14 protein-coding genes and 1 tRNA gene are annotated in these 20,939 nt (G+C 37.5%); 3 read left to right on the top strand and 12 right to left on the bottom strand.

Features of this window, described 5'->3' with window-relative positions; translation table 11 throughout:
* Positions 1-8: 8 nt before the first annotated feature.
* The 5 genes from AABJ51_RS10915 to AABJ51_RS10895 all read right to left on the bottom strand — a co-directional run bounded on the left by AABJ51_RS10915 (position 9) and on the right by AABJ51_RS10895 (position 8,912).
* Positions 9-1,151, bottom strand: a complete 1,143-nt coding sequence (locus tag AABJ51_RS10915; protein ID WP_338372561.1) for an endo-1,4-beta-xylanase — start codon at positions 1,149-1,151, stop codon at positions 9-11.
* A 72-nt stretch (positions 1,152-1,223) separates the two neighbouring features.
* A complete protein-coding gene (locus tag AABJ51_RS10910; protein WP_338372559.1) occupies positions 1,224-2,642 on the bottom strand; it encodes an MFS transporter in 1,419 nt (472 codons plus the stop codon).
* Positions 2,643-2,671: 29 nt separating this feature from the next.
* Positions 2,672-4,600, bottom strand: a complete 1,929-nt coding sequence (locus tag AABJ51_RS10905; protein WP_338372558.1) for a sialate O-acetylesterase — start codon at positions 4,598-4,600, stop codon at positions 2,672-2,674.
* 15 nt (positions 4,601-4,615) lie between these two features.
* Entirely contained in the window at positions 4,616-7,129 is a 2,514-nt protein-coding gene (locus tag AABJ51_RS10900) for a glycosyl hydrolase 115 family protein (protein WP_434781366.1), read from the bottom strand.
* A gap of 118 nt (positions 7,130-7,247) precedes the next feature.
* Positions 7,248-8,912, bottom strand: a complete 1,665-nt coding sequence (locus AABJ51_RS10895; RefSeq protein ID WP_338375983.1) for a GH35 family beta-galactosidase — start codon at positions 8,910-8,912, stop codon at positions 7,248-7,250.
* Between the two features lie 552 nt (positions 8,913-9,464).
* Between AABJ51_RS10895 and AABJ51_RS10890 the strand changes: the two genes are divergently transcribed.
* Positions 9,465-13,577, top strand: a complete 4,113-nt coding sequence (locus AABJ51_RS10890; RefSeq protein WP_338372557.1) for a hybrid sensor histidine kinase/response regulator transcription factor — start codon at positions 9,465-9,467, stop codon at positions 13,575-13,577.
* Positions 13,578-13,632: 55 nt separating this feature from the next.
* Here the strand turns inward: AABJ51_RS10890 and AABJ51_RS10885 are convergent.
* The 5 genes from AABJ51_RS10885 to rpsF form a co-directional block, all read right to left on the bottom strand.
* Positions 13,633-13,703: transfer RNA gene (locus AABJ51_RS10885), tRNA-Gln, on the bottom strand.
* Positions 13,704-13,749: 46 nt separating this feature from the next.
* Positions 13,750-15,042 (bottom strand): tyrosine--tRNA ligase, encoded by a 1,293-nt coding sequence (tyrS, locus tag AABJ51_RS10880; RefSeq protein WP_338372556.1) that lies wholly within the window; start codon positions 15,040-15,042, stop codon positions 13,750-13,752.
* A 453-nt stretch (positions 15,043-15,495) separates the two neighbouring features.
* Positions 15,496-15,939, bottom strand: a complete 444-nt coding sequence (gene rplI, locus AABJ51_RS10875; protein ID WP_026626112.1) for a 50S ribosomal protein L9 — start codon at positions 15,937-15,939, stop codon at positions 15,496-15,498.
* Positions 15,940-15,960: 21 nt separating this feature from the next.
* The gene (gene rpsR, locus AABJ51_RS10870) at positions 15,961-16,230 is read right to left on the bottom strand and encodes a 30S ribosomal protein S18 (protein WP_175552611.1); all 270 of its coding nucleotides are present in this window, start codon (positions 16,228-16,230) and stop codon (positions 15,961-15,963) included.
* Positions 16,230-16,577 (bottom strand): 30S ribosomal protein S6, encoded by a 348-nt coding sequence (rpsF, locus tag AABJ51_RS10865; protein ID WP_026626114.1) that lies wholly within the window; start codon positions 16,575-16,577, stop codon positions 16,230-16,232. Before rpsF ends, rpsR begins: the two co-directional genes overlap by 1 nt.
* Before the next feature lie 329 nt (positions 16,578-16,906).
* On the opposite strand from rpsF, the gene AABJ51_RS10860 reads away from it, so the two are divergent.
* Positions 16,907-17,368, top strand: coding sequence for a MarR family winged helix-turn-helix transcriptional regulator (locus AABJ51_RS10860; RefSeq protein WP_051290665.1), 462 nt, complete (start codon positions 16,907-16,909; stop codon positions 17,366-17,368).
* A 59-nt stretch (positions 17,369-17,427) separates the two neighbouring features.
* Here AABJ51_RS10860 and trxA read toward each other — a convergent pair whose 3' ends face one another.
* Complete coding sequence (trxA, locus tag AABJ51_RS10855) at positions 17,428-17,817, bottom strand: thioredoxin (RefSeq protein ID WP_051290666.1); 390 nt, start codon at positions 17,815-17,817, stop codon at positions 17,428-17,430.
* 182 nt (positions 17,818-17,999) lie between these two features.
* Positions 18,000-18,533 carry an RNA polymerase sigma factor gene (locus AABJ51_RS10850; protein ID WP_026626117.1) on the bottom strand — a complete coding sequence of 178 codons (534 nt, stop codon included), beginning with the start codon at positions 18,531-18,533 and terminating at the stop codon, positions 18,000-18,002.
* Between the two features lie 372 nt (positions 18,534-18,905).
* On the opposite strand from AABJ51_RS10850, the gene htpG reads away from it, so the two are divergent.
* The gene (gene htpG, locus AABJ51_RS10845) at positions 18,906-20,804 is read left to right on the top strand and encodes a molecular chaperone HtpG (protein WP_338372554.1); all 1,899 of its coding nucleotides are present in this window, start codon (positions 18,906-18,908) and stop codon (positions 20,802-20,804) included.
* The last annotated feature ends 135 nt before the right edge of the window (positions 20,805-20,939 follow it).

Below are 20,939 nucleotides of genomic sequence, written 5' to 3'. Positions count from 1 at the left end.
CTTGTGTATTACTTTTTATTTTTTTCTGCTGTATCTATAATTGTCTGTACAATCGGCTTAGCCTTATATGAACGATCGAATAATAATGGATAATCGGTTCTGCCTTTCATCGGGAAATCGTTTTTCCATGAATCGGTATCAGTAACTCCCCACATTGTAACCCGTTTGATTTTATCACTGTTGCTGATAAACAGATCGAAGAATTCGGCAAAGCGTTTATTCCACGCCGCAGCTATCGAATCTGATAGTTTTTCGGTATATGGATTCATTTCCTTGTTGTAGGCTTCCGTATCGGAGATATTAGCTCCTATGTTTGGTCTGGGTGAAGGCAATGCGCTCAGATCGAGTTCTGTAACCATCACTTTTATACCTGCTGAATCGTATGCATTGATGGTTGCTTTGTATTCGTCCAAGGATGGGTAGTCCATCCCGATGTGTCCCTGCATCCCTACAGCATCTATTTTTATACCTTTTTCTCTTAGTGATTTAACCAATGCAATGGTTGTGTTTCGTTTTCCTGTATGCCATTCGTTATAATCATTATAATATAATTCGGCATCAGGGTCTGCTTCGTGGGCAAACTGAAATGCTAGCGGGATAAATTCTTCTCCTATTATTTCATAAAACTTGCTTTTTCTCCAGCTTCCGTCATCTAGAATGGCTTCGTTTACGACATCCCATCCCTTGATTCGCCCTTTGTATCTTGAAACAACAGTGGTTATATGATTCTTCATCCGTTCGATAAGAACTTCTTTCGATACATCTTTCCCTTTCTCATCTGTAAAGAACCACTTTGGAGCCTGCGAATGCCAGATGAGTGTATGCCCTATGATAAACATATTGTTATCTTCTCCGAACTTTACGAATTTGTCGGCATCATCGAAAAAGAATTTCCCTTCTTCGGGTTGCAGATACATGCTTTTCATACAGTTCTCTGCAACGATAGAGTTAAACTGATTTTTTACTATATTCAAAGATAAAGTATCTTTACCTTGTATCTGATTCAGATTTAAGGCTGTTCCGATATAGAATTTATCTTTTAGAGCATCTTTTAAGCTTGGTTCCTTTACTGTATTATCTTTGCTCGAAGACGAACACCCCAAGAGAAACCCTGTCAGGAATATAGAAAGAATAGCTGCTGATATTTTCATAATATTATATTTTATATTGTTATATTACTAACGTAAGTATTTGGTGTTGCGTTTTAAAGTTATAACTGCTTATTATTGTTCTTTTGAATGTCTTTGTTCGATTTCCATATTTATCTTATCAATGACATGATCTTCCAATTCGTATTTTGAGATAATAAACATAGCAATGATAAGAAGTATTGCCGGAATTACCGCTACCAACCATAATATTCCTTGTTGTGCAAAAACCGACTGAGATACTTCATCATCTTTATTAAAATCGACAAATGCCAGAACCAGCCCCGGAACAACTCCGCCTAACGCCATTCCTGCTTTGTAAAAAATTCCGGTCAGGGCATTGACTATTCCCGATATCCTTTTTCCTGTGGTATGTTCTCCATACGAAATTACTTCGGGGACTAATGCCCACATGTATCCTGTGGCAACAATGACTCCTGTGGATTTTATAAATTGAGCGACTAATATAAGCCATACCTGAGATTTTAAAGACGGAACGATAGATACTATATACAGTAGTGCCATACCGAGTATCGCGACAGATAGAAATACATAAAACATCTGTTTTTTACCGATCGCTCGTTTGATAGCCGGAACCATAGGCATAAATATAAAGGCGGGAATAGATCCCAGTGCCATGAAGTAAGGAAGCATATCGGGAGCCTGAACATTGTAAATCATATAATATGATCCCGCAGAATTGCCGATGGCCATCATGGCAAAAGCTGTGATGAAAAAGAATGCAAGTATGCGCAACGGACGGTTTCTCTTGAATTCGACCCATAGATCGGAAACCTTTACATCTTCCGTTTCTTTTTTGTCCATCACTACCCGTTCTTTGGTTTGGATAAAACAGAAAATGAGCAGGGCTAATCCTGTTAAAGCATAAATAGTCATCGTTATAAACCAGGCATTTCCGGATTCCGAAGAATTTATTTTTCCATCGGGAGAGAGCAGTTTTACTAATACGGGTATTCCGTATCCTACGGCCAGACCTCCCAGATTCGCCATAAACATGCGTACAGATGTTAGTTTGGTAATCTCGTCGGTATCCCGGGTAAGAGAGGCATTTAATGCTCCGTACGGAACATTGACTAATGTATATAACATCGATAGCCCTACATATGTAACATAAGCATAAAACAATGAGCCTGAAAAACCATTCCAAAAACATAAGATGGCAAAGCCCGTAAGTGGAATCCCCCCGAGTATAAGATAAGACCTGTATTTCCCTGATTTGGGATTGTGCTTATCTACAAATGCACCGACAATCGGATCCCAGATGACATCGATTATCCGGACTATAAGGAACATAACTCCGGCTGCTGCCGCCGAGATTCCGAAAACATTTGTGTAGAAGATGAGTAAATACATAGAGACTGTCTGATAAATCAGATTTTGAGCTAAGTCTCCTGATCCGAAACCTACACGCTGTATTCCGGATAGTTTATAAAAACCTTTCAACTCGGTTGCTGTTTTTGACATTGATTCCATTCTTATTTTTAGATTCTGATAGGATTTATTTACTCTGTTGTGAACGGTGCTGCAGGTAAGCCTTCTTTATTTTTCAGATTTGCATCATCGGGGTTGTCTGCCCACGCATAGCGAACCGATACTGGATTGGCTACCTGTTCACTCCATATTCTGACTTTGTTATCTGCTAAAAATGATGCTTTTGCCCAAACATACTTTTTATCTGATCCGGCAATTGTAAAGCCTTTCAGATCAATATTGGTATAAAGACCTTTGCCAGGAGAGGAGAATGTCAACACAATACTGTTTTCTTGTACTTCCATACTTTGATATTGAGGACTTCTGATTGCAGAGGAATCATTATATGCTATGTGTTGAGCTTCAAAGAATAAACGTCGGGCTACATCTTTCTTATTAAGAGGATGGATGTCATTCCATTCTCCCAGATCAATGGTTACAGCCATACCTGTTTCAGGGATAGTCAGAGTATGTCGTTGTGCTTCTCTCAATTGTGCCCAATTGCTTTCTGCCGGAGTTTTTACCGCTTTCATAAAATTGGGCAGCTGTGCGTATATGAAGGGTATTTTTTCGTCACTCCATTTGCTTCTCCAATTACTGATGAGATCGGGAAACAGTGTTTTATACTCTTTTGGATTACCAGTATTACTTTCTCCTTGATACCAGAGAAATCCTTTTATCGCAAAATTTTTGACAGGAGCTATCATCCCATTGTAGAGTCCCGCCGGTTTGTATTGAAAAAATGTTTGAGAAGGAGACGGGCCTGCTTGTGCTCCACGCTGATATTTCCAATCTCCTGTGAGGTCTATTTCTCCTTTGTCTGTAATGATCTTGTAAGGCTTTTCTTCAACGAAACCTCCTCGTCCTCCGTTGCTTACAGTTCGCACGGTAATGTTGTTCGTCCCTTTTCTGAGAATTCCTGCCGGTATATTATATATACGTGGTGGATACTGATAGGAAGTAGTTCCTACAAAAACACCATTGACAAAAGCCGAATCGGAATCCACAATGCAGCCCAAACGCAATATCGCTGCTTGTCCTGCAATAGATGGGTCTACTTCAAATTCTTTTCTCAGCCAGATCGAACCATTTATAAATCCAAGTCCTTTGTCCGACCAGTATCCAGGTAAAGATATTGAAGGCCATTCCGAAATATCCAGATGGTCTTTGTTCCATAGAGATATTCCTTTATCATTTATGCTAAGCTGGCTTTGCCATTGTTTTGCCTGAGCCGATTCTGTTTGGCGTACGCTATCTACAGATGCATCATTAGCTGTCAGTGACAATGTCGCTAAATGATTAGGGGAACTGCGTAAAGCGTCTTCGCTGAGCCATGCTTCTGCCGGAGAGCCGCCTATGGCTGTACTGATTATTCCTACCGGAACATTGTATTTATCATATATCTCTTTTGCGAAGAAATAAGATACAGCCGAAAAATCGAGTATATTATCGGGTGTTACGGACTTCCATTCACCCCCTTGCAGATCATTTTCCTCTTGCTTAAAGCTGTATTTCATCGGTACTCTGAATAGCCTTATATTCGGATTGACGGTATTTTCGACCTCTTTTTTGTACAAGTCTAAGGTTCGGCTGATGGGTAGTTCCATGTTCGATTGTCCTGACGAAAGCCAGACATCGCCTATCAGAATATCTTGTAATTCGGTTTTATTGATGGTCATCAGATACGGCCCTCCTGCCGGATATGATGGCAATGTTATTTTCCAGTTTCCTTTTTTATCGGCTTTGGTGCGGAAATTCTTTTCCTGAAAAGTTACCGAGATAGTTTCTCCTGCCGATGCCCATCCCCATAGAGTTAATGGTTTGTCACGTTGTAGTATCATCCCGTTACTGATCAGACGGGGCAGTTTTATTTCTGCATTTATGTTCAAAATACAGAATTGGATCAGGGCTAGTACAAGCAGTTTTCTGATTGAAAAGCTGATGAAGAGATTTCGTTTCATAGATTCACCAATTATTTATTTCGTATATTGACTCTGAGGTGCTCCCAGATAGCTGGGTTTAAGTCCTCCCATATCCAACATGATTTTCTGAAGCACGATTCCTGCATCAAGAACTCTGAACCGGATGGTATGTCTTCCAGTTGTGCTTATTTTGAATTTAGAGCTTGTTTCTATTATGCTTTCAGCCTGCCATTTGCCCAATTCTCCTTTGTAGTGCCCATTGATGTTTACTACTTGTTCTTCACCTCCGTCGATAGAGACAGCATAACGCAAGCCTCTGTTAGAATTGAAATTGAGAGTGGGAGCGGTCAGTATAATAAGGTTTCCTTCTCCTATGGTTTTCATATCCATATCATATTCAAGGTACACGCTCTTGTTTTCAGGAGAGGATGTTACAGGTAGAGTTGTTATCCCCGAAAGAGTTTTCCCGAAGTGAGGTATAACAGTCCATTCTATATTACCTTCACTTTGCTGGCGGCTGTAATTCTCAGCTTCGATCGAAACATATCCGTCAGCTTCTTCGAATACTTTTTCCTTGTATTGAGCGGTTTGCATGATATATTCGACTTTGGGCATAATGCTTCTGTCGGGTTGTTGCCATGTCGTATAACCTATCCGCACTTGATCCATCATATGAGGCCATTTGCCATTTGCTATATCGTTGTTGTAATGTAGGGTAAGAAGAGAGTCCCGCTCAAAGCATTCTTTTGCTTTGTTTGCCCAATAATTAGCTTGTATATCCTTTTGATCTACATAAAAATGGTTCTTAGCAACAGCATAATACATTTCATAAAGGTTTGAACAAGCATTAACGGGGAATACAACCAACTGATCAAATGCGTCTTTATATGTATCGGGTATCAGATAATATAATCGCATGGCATCTATAACCAGATTACGATAATCGTTAACTACTGTTTCGAATTCATTATAGTTTTCGAGACTGTAGGTCTTTTCATTCAGCAGTTCGGGAGTAACCCTTCGGTTATATTTTGTGTAAAGATTAATGATGCGGGCTGATTCTTTGGCATATTTTTCGCCAAATTGCTGCGCACACCATTGTTCTGTGTGTTGTAACAGATTATCAGTATTGAATTGATCGGGATTCCATGCCATATCCAAAAAGAAACTTATAGGATATTCCATGGGTTTTAGGTCTCCTACATTTACCACCCATATCTTATCTACTCCGTGTTGGTAGGTTAGGTTCATCTGTTCCCAGATACGTTGTACGGGACTTATATTGATCCATTTAGAATTGCGAGGGCCTCCTACGTAGTCGAAATGGTAATACATCCCGTATCCGCCTTTTCGGGGTTTGGAATCCAGTTCGGGTAATTTGCGGACATTACCCCAATTATCGTCACAAAATAGCAATGTGATGTCATCGGGCACACGCATTCCATGATCATAATAATCTTGTACTTCTTTGTATAAAGCCCATACTTGGGGAGTTTCTTCAGCTCTTTTTCCTGTAACTTGTGTTATAATGTTTCGTTGATCTTTTACTATCTTTTCCAATAAGGCTATATTTGTACCTTCTTCCATTGCTTCGTCTCCATCACCGCGCATGCCTATAGTGACAACACGTTCCCAGTTGTTGCTGCGTTCTATCCCCGATTTCCAGAATGATTTAAGATTCTTGCTGTTGGTGTTGTAATTCCATGCACCGTTTCCTTTTCTGTGCCAGTCTTTTTGAGCCAAAGCCATTGGTTCATGATGAGATGTACTCATTACTATGCCATATTCATCAGCTAAAGGACCATTCAGTGGGTCATCGTCATAGAAGGCGTTGTTCCACATTGCCGGCCAAAGAAAATTACCTTTGAGACGGAGTATCAGTTCAAATACTTTTTCATAGAATTTGTGGTTATATCCGCCGAATACAGTGTGACTCCATCCGCTTAAAGCGGGAGCTTCGTCATTCAGAAATATCCCACGGTATTTAACAGCGGGTTCTCCATCTGTATAAGTACCTCTCTCAAACGAAAGAATACTTCTTTTCTCGATAGGTACATCTGCCCAATAATACCATGGTGAGACACCTATCTGTTTCGATAATTCGTAGATCCCGTATATTGTACCCCTCTTGTCGCTTCCTGCTATAACGATGGCTTCCTTTATTCCGTCAAAAGGATCGGTGACATTTTGAATCAGGTATTTTTCATTCTTTCCGCTTAATTCATCTTTGTTCAGTTTTCCTTTTTTTATAAGCTCGTCTATAAATTGATCTACACCAACTGTACCGATTATAAGTACAGGTTGATTGCTGTTAATTATTTCGGTTCCTAAATCCGGCTCAACACCAGTCACTTTATAAAAGTCAGCCTGTAAGTTTTTTACGGCTATTTTTACTCCGGGAAGCGCAGTTTCATTTGTCAATATCTTCAATCTGCTGCCGGATTCGAATAAAACCATAGATGAACTACTTTTCTCGTATTTGATGAATCGGATATTATTTCCGTTCAGCATATAAAATGAACAATAGATCAAAAGAACAGGAAGTATTATGTGTCGAAGGTTTTTCATACTCAATTTTTAAGCTCACAGACCTGTTTATTTCTTTGGTAAGTGAGAGATTCAATGCTTGTTATAAACTTGTAAATATTTCATTAAATACTTTTATTTACTTAGTTGTAGTGATATCTTATTTGTATTCATAAAGTTTAACGTGAAGGATACTGAAATCATCAACGCCGATACGTACATGTCGTCCCTGATGTGTTTGGTCTCCATTCAGCCTGCGGAGGTAGTTGAATGTTCCATCGGGGGAAATGCTGATTTCGTCAACAGTGCCGATACCGGCTCTCGATCCACCGTTCCATGTATTTTGTTTTAGGGACTCATTTCCCCCCTGACTGACAAATCCATCTTCTCCCAGGTTTTTAGATTCAGTATATTTGTTTTCTCCTTCTTTCTGAAATTCAATTACAATACCGCTTCCTGCTACAATGTATTCATCTTTAGCCAAGCGGATTATAATCCCTCCACCTTCAGGCCAAGTACTACCGTTTGTAGCTCTCGGATCCCATGGCAATGTAAAAAAGTGACGGCTGATGATTTTCAGATCATCATAGCGGAGGATACGTTCTTTGTTTTCCTGATCAAACAGAAGTCCGTTTGACATGCCTTTTCCCTGTATTTTGGTTAGGAGGGGTGTTAATTCTTTCAGCTTTGCGTAAGCCTTTACTGTTGGAGCATCTGGATTATCGTTACCGTTTTCGATGGAGAACGGACAATATCCGATTGCATCGTGTTCGCCGAAAGCATAAAAGGCCTGTACTCCATTGTTATCAGTCAATTTTACTTCGGGTATGAATAATGGATTGTTGTGCAGCTTATATTGTGCAACCCATCCCGCAAAGCCTTTATCGTATAAGTCGGGAGCTAGCAGATCAATATTGGGAGCCCCATACTGCCAAATGTCAATGAGATGAGCCAAAGGCCCAGCTGAGGGATATTCACCGGGTTTGCGTCCCCGGCTGTTCATTGCAGCATTTACATATAGCGGTATATTGTGTATTGAACGAGCCGATAGTGCTAATTTTTCCACATAGGAAGAATAAGACCAAGCCATAAATATCTCATCAGTATAGACGTCGTTCCCGAACACCTCCTGCCAATTTCCTTTCGTTTTAAATCCTGCTTTTCCCCATTTGTCAAGCAGCCAAGGATGAAGTGTTTTTTTATTTTTAGAGAGATACTTGATTAATGTTTCGGGAACCTGAGCTTCGAACAGACCGTTTGCTTCTTTCGAATAATCGCGGGCATTTTCGAGCATCCCGATTTCGTTTTCAATCTGTATCATAATAACAGTATTGTCTTTGCCGTCAACCGATGCTATATGTTTCATTAATTCTGTGAAAGCCTTATTATCAGCCTGTAAAACATTGCCGGAAAAAGAACTGGCTATTTCTAAAGGTTTACCCGACTGAGTGTATGCACGGGGATATTTCTTATAATCTTGTTTAAACCAAAGAGGAGCATAGCAACTCATGGAGTTTTTCCAAGCTCCGAACCAAAGGAAAACAACTTTTAATTGGTTTTTTCTGGCTTGATTTATTGTTTTATCAATCAGGCTGAAATCAAACTGTCCTTCTGTCGGTTCTATCAGATCCCAGTAGGCAGGAACTAATACTGAGTTGAGTCCCATCTTTTGTAATTTTGGAAAAATGGACTCTATATCACTGACCGCTGATGCCGAAGAATTTCCTAATTCACCACCTAGTATCAAAAAAGGTTTATTATCGACTACCAATTGGGTTGCAGTTCCTTGTTTTATCAGATGGGGTAGTTGGGATTGTCCTTGCATCGAAGCAGCAATGGCTATAATCAGTATTAAAAGTTTGTTTTTTAACATGGCAATAAATTTTAAGGTTTTCTCGGTGTAATAACTAATAGCAAGTATTTAATAATATATTTTAAAGTTTACAGCGGACTTTGGTCGTTCTACTAACCAAAGTTATAGGTCGGTCTGAGACCTTATTTATGAAATACAAACCTATGAATATATCTTTTTAATTTATTGTTTTGGTGCATCAGATAATCGTGCTTGTGTTACATGGCTTGAAGAAAGTGTAACATTTTCTTTTCCCAATGTTACATACAGGGGTAAAATCCTTTTAAATCCTTTTAATTTTCTATATTTGTGTATAGCCTTTTCTAAGGGATTCGTACCTTAGAGTAATTTTGGTTCCGGTAATCTAGATCCTAGAGTAAAAGCCTTAGTGTATGCTATATTAAGTAAATAAATGTATTTGATTATACATTTCTAATTAATAATAAGCTTTGATTGTTATACTTACCAAATCAATAAAAAGGTATAATGCCTTAGTTCTTGTTGTTTCTTAATCTTTTAATATCTATGACCTGTAAAAACATAAGATTAAATTTCCTTATTGTTTTGTTTTTGTTTCTGCTTATCGATTATACTCCTGTTTTAGCTCAGATAGGCAGATTCTATTCTCCCGATGAAAATTTGTCAAGTAGTTTGATAAATCAGATATATCAGGATAAACGCGGCTTTATCTGGATAGCAACGGAGAACGGATTGAATAAATTCGATGGGATGAAGTTCTCGACCTATAAGCATATACCCGAAGATGAGTCTTCTTTAAAGAACGATTATGTCAGAACGGTTTTTGAAGATAGTTCAGGAAATTTTTGGATCGGATGTATTGATGGGTTGATGATATACGACAGGGCTTCTGATTCTTTCAAAGAAATACCTATGTACAACGGAGATAAGCGAGTGAATCCGCATGTGACCCGTATTATCGAAACCCGTAATAAGGAGATATGGATTACGACATCAGGACAAGGTGCCTTCTCTATAAAAAAACATAAGGATGAAGTTCGGGCAGAAGTCCGCTTGAGGGATATTCTTACCAGTAATTATCTATATCTTATATTTGAAGACTCTCATGGAAATTTATGGATAGGCTCCGAAAATGACGGATTGAATCTGTATTCTCCTAAAACAGGTAAGATTCAAACGTTTACTGCTCCGAGCAGAATTATGAGCAATAATATATCGTCTATAGCGGAAGACAGGCAGGGGAACTTATTTGTGGGCACTTTAACGGGAGGGCTAAACAAATATAATCAGAAAACTAAAAATTTTGAGGTTGTTCCTTATAATAAAGGACTTCCGTTGATGGTTAAGGACCTGTTGGTCAGTAAAGAAAATCTTTTGTATATAGGTACAGAGGGGCAGGGCTTAAAATACTACAATTCGGAAAAGAATGTTGTGGAAGATTATGAATCGGGCTCTGCTCTTATCGACTTTACCAAAGGAAAGATTTATTCTATTCTCCAAGACAAGGACGATAATCTGTGGCTGGGTGTTTCTCAGAAAGGGATTATTTTTATACCGAACACTAAGAATAAGTTTAGTTACTATGGTTTGAAATCAATAAAGAATAATCCTATCGGAGCTAGTTCTGTAATGTCTATTTATAAAGATCAGGAGGGTATTCTGTGGATCGGAACAAACAACGAGGGCATTTATGGAGTCAATGATGAAGGGGAGAGAGTTGTTCATTATAGCCAGACATCATCACCTGTTTCGATATCCAATACAATACTTAGTATTTATGAAGATTCGAACGATAATTTATGGGTCGGTTCATATACAAAAGGGTTGGCTAAATTGGATCGTAAAACAGGTAATTGTCAGTATATAAAAGAATTGGTCAATGATAAGATTTATTGTATAAGAGAAGATAATCATAAGAACCTGTTAATAGGGACTTATGGTGCAGGCATTTATAAGATGAGTCTGGAGACCGGGAAATTGACTCATTATGAATCGCATAAAAGTGAAAATGACGATTTTTCGGTAGATGAATTAGGTAACGATTGGATTAACGATATTCTGGTGGATAGTCAGGGTTTGATTTGGATTGCTCATTACAAAGGTGTCAGTTGTTTTGATCCGGTGAAGAATACCTTTATTAAATATTTGAATACAAATACCATACAACCGGGGCATGTAGTGTATTGCCTATTGGAAGATGTAATTGGTAATATTTGGATAGGTGCAACGGATGGGCTTAGTGTATTCAATAAGAAAGATCAGACCCTCAAAAAGTATACGACCAAAGATGGACTGTCGAGCAATGTTATTTGCGGAATATGTGAAGATCGGGATGGAAATATGTGGATTAGTACTTATGCCGGAATCAATAAGTTTATAATTGATGAGAACCGATTTGTAAATTATTATGCCGGAGATGGGTTGCAAGGGAATGAATTTACCCGTGGAGCTAGATTTAAAGATAGTAAAGGAAAAATGTATTTTGGCGGAATATATGGTGTGACAAATTTCTTTCCGGAAGATATTATCGAAACAAAGAAGCAGCTCCATGTCCTGATAACCGACTTTTATGTATTTAATCATGCGGTAAAAAGGGGAGACCAGTCGGGTGGGGATGATATTGTTTCTACCTCGGTGCAAGATGCCGATGAATTTCATCTGGGATATAATGATAATACTTTCAGTATTGAATTTTCAGCTCTCGAATTTACAAATCCGGAGAGAATTATCTATCAATATATGATAGAAGAGATAAACAAGGACTGGACTAATTCTTATCCGGGGATCAATCGGGTCACATACACAAACCTTAGTCCCGGAACGTATACATTTAAGCTGAGGGCTCATGATTATGATAACTATTCCGAGATAAAAACGATTAAAATTGTAATTTCTCCACCTTGGTATCAGTCTCCATGGGCATATGCGGGTTATGCTATTTTGATTGTATTGTTGATTTTGTTTGTTGTAAACTACATTTATAGCCGGATGCAGCATCGTCAGGAAGCTTTGAAAAGAGAGCATCAGGAGCAGATAAATGAAGCCAAACTACAGTTTTTTATAAATATATCACATGAAATACGTACACCAATGACATTGATCATCAACCCGATGGAAAAGTTGATAGTTGATAATAAGGATGCTAAACTGCAAAAGACCTATGTGATGATTTATCGGAATGCTCAGCGGATATTACGATTGATAAATCAGTTGATGGATATTCGCAAATTGGATAAAGGACAGATGCAACTTCATTTCAGGGAAACCGATATTGTTGGATTTATTGAAGATCTGATGATGACATTTGAATATCTGGCTCAGCGAAAAAATATCAGTTTTAATTTTACACACAAAGAAGATAAGCTCAATGTTTGGATAGATCTTAATAACTTTGATAAAATACTTCTTAATATTTTATCAAATGCCTTTAAGTATACCCCGGATAATGGTAATATTTCTATTGAATTATCTACAGGTAAGGATGATATGGTAAAAAGTCCTCTGCGTAGATATTTCGAGATAGTTATTCAGGATGATGGAATAGGCATAGATAAAGATAAGATCGAACAGATTTTTGAGCGTTTTTATCAAATAAGCAATGATTTCACAAATGCTAATTTCGGAACCGGTATCGGTTTGCATCTGACAAGGTCTTTAGTTCATCTCCATTATGGCTCGATACAGGCTGAAAACAGGTCTGATATGCCGGGTACTCGTTTTATAGTTCGTATTCCTTTGGGCAGCGATCATTTAAGAGCTCAGGAACTGGAAGAAAACGGAGAAATCAAATCACAGGAAGAGAATAAATTTACGACAACCGTTTCGAACGAATTGTCGAACTCGGTTATTGAGAGTGATTCCGATTCGAAAATAAAGCCCCGGACAAAATACACTATTCTGATAGTTGAAGATGAGGATGAGATTAGAGATTATATAAAAAGTGAATTGATTTCCGAATATAAGATCATCGTCTGTGAAAACGGTAAGAAGGCGCTGGATATTGCTTTGATCAAACAGCCGGATTTGATTATAAGTGATGTAATGATGCCGCAAATGGATGGAATAACTCTTGTAAGGAAAATAAAGCAGAATATCAATATCAATCATATTCCCGTTATATTATTGACTGCGAGATCTACTCCTGAGAATAAGATAGAAGGACTTGATGTTGGCGCGGATGCCTATGTGTCGAAACCTTTTAACACAGAGATGCTGAGATACACTATCACGAACTTACTGGAAAACAGAGCCCGTCTTAAGACGAAATTTAGCGGAATGCAGTACCCTGAGGAGATGGTTCAGAATATAGAAATGAAATCTTCCGATGAAATACTGATGGAGAGAATAATGAAGATCATCAATGAGAATTTGTCCAATCCAGAGTTGAGTGTCGAAATGCTTGCTACAAATGTTGGTATGAGCCGTGTACATATGCACCGAAAACTAAAGGAGCTTACAAACCAGTCGGCACGTGATTTTATTAAAAGTATAAGACTGAAGCAGGCTGCATTACTTTTGGCTAATAAGAAGCTTTCTATTTCAGAAGTGGCTTACGCAACAGGCTTTTCTAACTTATCACACTTTTCAAGCTCATTTCGTGAGTTTTACGGAATGTCACCCAAAGAATATGTCGAATCTAATTTTGAAAAGGATGAGTGATTGTTGATTTTAAATAAAAAAAGCTGATAATTGATTGATTATCAGCTTTTTTTTGTTGTCTCACTAGGATTCGAACCCAGACAAACAGAACCAGAATCTGCTGTGCTACCGTTACACCATGAGACAATATGCATTGCTTTATTAAGGCAATGCAAAAGTATAGATTGTTTTTTTATTTTGCAATCAATAAAAAGTAATTTTTCTTACCTTTTTGTGCAAGAATATACTTTCCTCCGATTAAATACGAAAGATCAATTGATTCTTCAGCACTTTCGAGCTTATTCTTATTAATCATGACACCTCCGGATTGTACTAGCTTTTTCATTTCCCCTCTTGATGGAAATACAGCTGCTGTTTGAGTTAATAGCTCCGATGCATGAATTCCGTCAGCCAAATCAGCTTTGGATATTTCATACTGAGGTACGCCTTCGAATACTTGAAGAAGAGTTTCCTCGTCTAATGTTTTAAGGTCATCCGCAGTCGAATTGCCGAATAATATAGCTGATGCTTTTACTGCCTGATCGTAGTCTTCTTTCGAGTGTACCATCACTGTCAGCTCTTCGGCAAGCTTTTTCTGAAGAGGGCGCAAGTGAGCTGCTTCTTTTTGAGCTGTCGCTAATGCTTCGATCTCTTCTTTGCTCAAAGAGGTAAATATCTTAATATAACGTTCTGCATCTGCATCACTTACATTCAGCCAGAATTGGTAGAATTTGTAAGGTGATGTGTAGCGTCTGTCGAGCCATACGTTTCCTGATTCGGTTTTACCGAACTTAGTACCATCGGCTTTTGTTATCAAAGGGCAGACAAGCGCAAATGCTTCGCCTCCTGTTTTGCGGCGGATAAGTTCAGTTCCGGTAGTGATGTTTCCCCATTGATCAGAACCACCCATTTGTATGCGGCAGCCATATTCGTTATATAAGTGCAGATAATCGTATCCTTGCAGTAGTTGATATGAGAATTCGGTGAATGACATACCTTCCGAAGATTCTCCGTTCAATCGTTTTTTTACAGAATCTTTTGCCATCATATAGTTCACAGTGATGTGCTTACCTATATCACGGATAAAATTCAAAAACGAATAATCTTTCATCCAGTCATAGTTGTTAACTAACACAGCTTTGTTTGGTGCATCGGACTCGAAATCAAGGAATTTGGCTAATTGTTTTTTGATACCTTCTTGATTACGGCGAAGGGTTTCTTCATCCAGAAGGTTTCTTTCCTGTGATTTCATTGATGGATCGCCAATCATACCTGTTGCACCTCCGATAAGGGCAAGAGGACGATGTCCGGCACGTTGAAAATGCTTTAAGATCATAACTCCGACAAGGTGGCCGATATGCAATGAGTCGGCTGTAGGGTCTATACCTACGTACCCCGAAGTTAATTCTTTCTGAAGTTGTTCTTCAGTTCCCGGCATGATCTCGTGAATCATACCACGCCATTTTAATTCTTCAACAAAATTCATCGAATTACTTTTTAAGGTCTCAGACCTATTTATTATTCATACTGGTGCAAAAGTACGACTTCTTTTTTAGATAAAAAAAATGTATGTTCTTACATTCAATATCTTGCTCTTGTATAATTAGATAAAAGGTAACAAAAGTAACTCTTCGTTTTACTTCAGATGCCATCTTCACCATTGAACCCAATCATGCCCGTAGGGGTGAAAAATATTTCGCCCGATGTTTTTAAATTCTGGTGTATAATTATACGCCCCTACGAAATATCCTCGAAAGGTAACAAAAGTTACAGTAAACTTGTGCTTTCTTTAATGATGCCTTTTCTCTGATTTTTTGCAGCAATCTAAAGAACACTTTGTCTATAGATAAAAAAGAAAAAAAGGGCAGCATATATACGAAAAAAGGATTACCCAATAGGATAATCCTTTTTTATATATTTTAGATTGCTCTAAAGCCTCTTATTCCGAAACTACTTCGAATGGAACTTCTACTGAAACTTCTTTGTGAAGTTTTAATAGAGCTTTGTACGAACCAACTTCTTTAACTGCATCTTTGATTACAATAACTTTGCGGTCTACTTCGAAACCTTGTTTTGCCAAAGCTTCAGAAACCTGAATGTTTGTAACCGAACCGAAAATTGTACCAGTTGAGCTTGTTTTAGCACCGATAGTCAAAGCAACTCCTTCTAGTTTCGCCGCAAGAGCCTGAGCGTCTTGTTTGATTTTTTCTAGTTTGTGAGCACGTTGTCTTAAGTTTTCAGCTAATACTTTTTTTGCAGATTCTGTAGCTATAACAGCTTTACCCTGAGGTAATAGATAGTTACGTCCGTATCCGTCCTTTACCGTTACTACATCGTCTTTGTAACCTAGGTTGGTTACGTCTTCTTTCAATATAACTTGCATAATTTTTCCTCCTGTTTTAAATTATTTCATCATATCAGTTACGTAAGGAAGCAACGCCAAATGACGAGATCTCTTTACAGCTTGAGCTATACGGCGTTGAAATTTCAACGATGTACCGGTAATACGACGAGGTAAGATTTTGCCTTGTTCGTTCAAGAATTTTTTCAAGAATTCAGGATCTTTGTAGTCGATATATTTGATACCACTTTTCTTGAAACGGCAGTATTTTTTCTTTTTGACATCTACTGAAGGAGGAGTCAAATATCTGATTTCTGATTGTTGTGCCATGATTAATTTTCTTTTTTAGTTGATGATCTTAAACCTCTTCTTTTTTCTGCATATTGATGAGCGTATTTATCTTGGCGGAAAGTTAAGAAACGGATAACTTTTTCGTCACGACGATATTGAAGCTCTAATTTTTCGATAACAGCTGGTTCTGCATCGAACTCGATGAATGCATAAAATCCTGTAGATTTCTTTTGGATTGGGTAAGCTAATTTCTTAAGCCCCCAATGCTCTTCGTTCACGATAGTCGCACCCTCACCAACAAGGATACCTTTGAATTTTTCTACCGCTTCCTTCATCTGTACATCAGACAAAACGGGAGTCAAAATGAAAACGGTTTCGTAATGGTTCATAAATAATTAATTATAATCTGTTAAACAATAATGTTTTTCGAGGCGCAAAGTTAAGATTTAATCCCCGAAAAACAAAATAACCGCTCAAAACTTTTCAGATAAACGCTAAGATATTGTATTTTTGTTTTTCGGGCTAAAGGTTTCAGTCCTTTTTATTATTTTGGCAAGGTCAAACATCCGAAACGTATTATAAGTATCAGTAGGTGTCGATATCGTATTAAAGTAATAACGACCTATTGTTGGCATACTTGGATGGATAATAAATAGATATGAAACCTTGAATCAAAAGTATATTGTTGAATACTTTCTGTTACTTAGATAATTATAAGATGAAGCAAGATAATAGTGAATTGATAGATCCTGAGTATATTTTCCCCATCATTAATGGGAAAGTGTCGATGGCGATAAACCGAAAGATGTATCGCAATTTCCGAAAGGCAGGTGTTGATATTACTCCGGAGCAATGGACTGTGTTGTCCTTTCTGTGGAGGCAGGATGGAGTTTCGCAGCAAAAACTCTGCGATGCGACCTTTAAAGATAAACCGAGTATGACCCGTTTGGTCGATAATCTGGTTAAGCAGGGTTTGGTAGAACGTCATGCTACACCAGCCGATAGGCGTTCTAATTTGATCTTTTTGACACCCAAAGGCGAGAGTATAAAAGATGAAGCAAATAGAGCGGTAAATGAGACCATGCATTATGCCTTGGCTGGAATAGACGAGGAAGGGCTTAATCAGGTGCGCTCGATCCTAAAGATTGTTTTTAATAATATACAGGAAAGCCTTATCTGATAGTTGGGTTTATGTGATATTTATAAAATAGAGAGCATTTTTTAATGCTCTCTATTTGTTTACAGGTACTTGTCCAATATCTTTGTTAATTCTTCTTTCGTGTAAAGTCCGGTGAGATGTTCTACTTCTTTCCCGTTTTTATAAATAAGCATAGTGGGTATTGTCGAAATCTTTTTTGCTGTAGTGAATGACTTATTTTCATCGACATTCAGTTTTCCGATCTTGATGTTTTTTTCCGCTGCCAGACTTTTCAGTATAGGTTCTAGTTTACGGCAGGGGCCACACCATGGAGCCCAATAGTCAACTATGACTATCCCTTCGGCTATTTCCTGATTGTAGTTGGTTGCTGTCACTTTTACTACCTTGCCTTGCCCTTTTTCCTGCTTGCTCTGAGCATTCGTAGTCAAAGCTAATACGATGGAGCAGATTATTATTAGATATTTTTTCATCTTATGTGGAATGTTTTGTTTTTGCAGACAACAGAAGATAGTTAATGTCATTGTCTTGAAAGTGGCAACTAACTGTTGTCTTTATATTTGCAAAAGTTTATAAAAGGTCTGAGACCTTAAAGAGCCGCAGAAAAATAGATTACTGCGGCTCTTGTTATACTTTTTTTGAGGTTTCAGGCCTCTTATTCTCTATCCTGATATTTATAATCACTTAGCATTTCCTGTAATCTCTTGCGGGCAAAGAAGATACGACTTTTTACTGTGCCTATCGGTAAAGATAGGGTTTGAGCTATTTCTTCGTATTTGTAACCCGAAACATGCATCGAGAACGGAATCTTATATTCATTGGTAAAGCTGTTTATAGCCTTTGTAATTTCGGCAATGGTATAAGCTCCTTCGGGAGTGTCAAAACCTGAATCCTGAGGCAGGTTTAAGTGATATAAATTTTCGGTCTGATCCACAACGGTTTGTGTGCGGACTATTCTTCTGTAATTATTTACAAAAATGTTGTGCATTATAGTGAAAACCCAACCCTTGAAATTTACATTTTCATAATACTTTTCTTTATTATCTAATGCTCTCAGAGTGGTTTCCTGTAACAAATCTTTTGCTTCTTCTCTATTTGTTGTAAGAGTCATAGCAAAATTCAACATATTGTTCTGTAATGCAATAAGTTTTCTCTCAAAACCATTTGCGTCTGTAGTGTTTGTACTCATAATTATTCCCCTTTTATGTTGCCCGAAAGCAACGTCCATAATTATATATAATATTTATTGGATTAACCAATATTACAAATTTACAATCTTTTCTGAATCAAAGAAATAAAATATGACTTATTTAGTGAAATAAATGTTAATATTGAATTTGTGATAGTAGTAATGTATTGGTATTTAATTTTTTGCATTTTATTGAGTGGTTTTGAAAAGAGTGTTATGCGGTATAGATAAAATTTATGTTGGTTTTGGTGTTTGATTGAAAAATCTATTTATTTTGTCAAAATGGCAGGATTTTGATTGTTGGCATTTTTTTTGACGGTGTAATGTGGATGAAACCGAAATAGTAGTAAAATTCATATATATATAATAATTATGGAAGAGAAAAAAGGTCAAATTGGGGTTACCACAGATAATATTTTCCCCATCATAAAGAAATTTTTGTATAGCGATCATGAAATTTTCTTGAGAGAATTGGTTTCTAATGCTGTTGATGCGACTCAGAAGTTAAAGACATTTTCATCTTTGGGTGAATTTAAAGGAGAATTGGGTGATCTTACAATTCATATATCGGTAGATAAAGAAAAAGGCACTCTGACCATTTCCGATAAAGGTATCGGTATGACTGCCGAAGAGGTTGATAAATACTTGAATCAGATAGCTTTGTCTTCGGCTAATGAATTCCTTGATAAATACAAAGATGATGCTAATTCTATTATAGGACATTTTGGATTAGGATTTTATTCGTCTTTTATGGTCTCTAAGCAAGTGGAAGTTGTGACTAAATCGTACAAAGATGAACCTGCCGTAAGATGGACATGTGATGGTAGTCCCGAATTTACAATTTCGGCTGCCGATAAACAGGAGAGGGGTACTGATATTGTATTGTATATCGATGACGAAAATAAGAACTTCCTTGAAAATGCCGAGATTGAGCGTCTGTTGAAGAAATATTGCCGATTCTTGCCTGTACCGATTGCTTTCGGAAAGAAAACAAAATGGGAGGATGGTAAATCGGTTGAAGCTGATGAAGATAATGTCATTAATGATACTACTCCGTTGTGGACTCGTAAGCCAAGTGAGTTGAAAGATGAAGATTATAAGACATTTTATCAGGGGTTGTATCCTTTCACGGATGAACCTTTGTTTTGGATACATTTGAATGTAGATTATCCGTTCAAACTGACAGGTATATTATATTTCCCGAAACTGAAACCAAACGTAGATCCTCATAAGAATAAGATTCAGCTTTATTCTAATCAGGTATTTATTACAGACTCGGTGGAAGGGATTGTGCCCGAATTTTTGACTCTTTTGCATGGTGTGATTGATTCTCCGGATATTCCGTTGAATGTGTCGAGATCATACTTGCAAAGCGATCATAATGTAAAGAAAATATCAAACCACATTACTAAAAAAGTGGCTGACCGCCTGGAGGAAATATTTAAAAATGACCGTCCGCAGTTTGAGGAAAAGTGGGATAGTCTTAAGATATTTATCGAGTACGGTATGCTTACAGATGAAAAATTCTATGACAGAGCTCAGAAATTCTGTCTTTTGAAGAATGTTGATTCTAAAATTTTCACTTTTGAAGAGTACAAGACTTTGATATCTGCAAATCAGACCGATAAGGATGATACTTTGGTTTATCTGTATACAAATAATAAAGAAGAACAGTATTCTTATATTAATGCGGCAAAAGAACACGGGTACGATGTCTTGCTCCTCGATGGGCAATTGGATGTCCATTTAGCGGGAATGTTGGAGTCGAAATTCGAAAAAAGTCGTTTTGTTCGCATAGACAGTGATATTATTGATAATATAATAAAGAAAGAAGATCTAAAAGATTCTGATCTGAACGATGAGCAGAAAGAAAAATTGAACGAAGCTTTTAAATCTCAACTGCCCGTTATTGATAAAGTAGACTTCTCATTTGATTATAAACCGCTTAAAGAAAATGTTCAGCCGATACAGATTACTCAGGATGAGTATATGAGAAGGATGAAAGAAATGGCGGCTTTGCAAACCGGTATGGCTTTTTATGGGGATATGCCCGATCATTATAAAATGGTCGTGAATACGAATCATCCATTGGTTAAGCAGATTCTTTCAGATGTAGAGGCGAAAGATAAGGATGCTGTAGTAGAATATGCTGCCGGAAGTGCAATTATGAGGCAATTAATAGATCTGGCACTGCTTTCAAATAATATGCTGAAAGGTGAGGCTTTGAGCAGTTTTATCAAACGAAGTACCGATATTATTTCGTCGAAATGAATCTGTAAATAATTTAGTTATAATATAAAAAGGGTCGGGCTTTTAATATAGCTTGACCTTTTTTGTGCTTTTTAAATGAGTAAAGTTTGTCTTTTTGAATATATTTGATTTTGGAATAAAGTGTGTCATAGAAAA

It is taken from the genome of Indolivaga capnocytophagoides, from assembly GCF_036511535.1.
In the GTDB taxonomy this organism is placed as follows: domain Bacteria; phylum Bacteroidota; class Bacteroidia; order Bacteroidales; family Dysgonomonadaceae; genus Dysgonomonas_A; species Dysgonomonas_A capnocytophagoides.
Note: the sequence above shows the minus strand (reverse complement) of the source record. Positions and strands in the feature narration are given on the sequence as shown.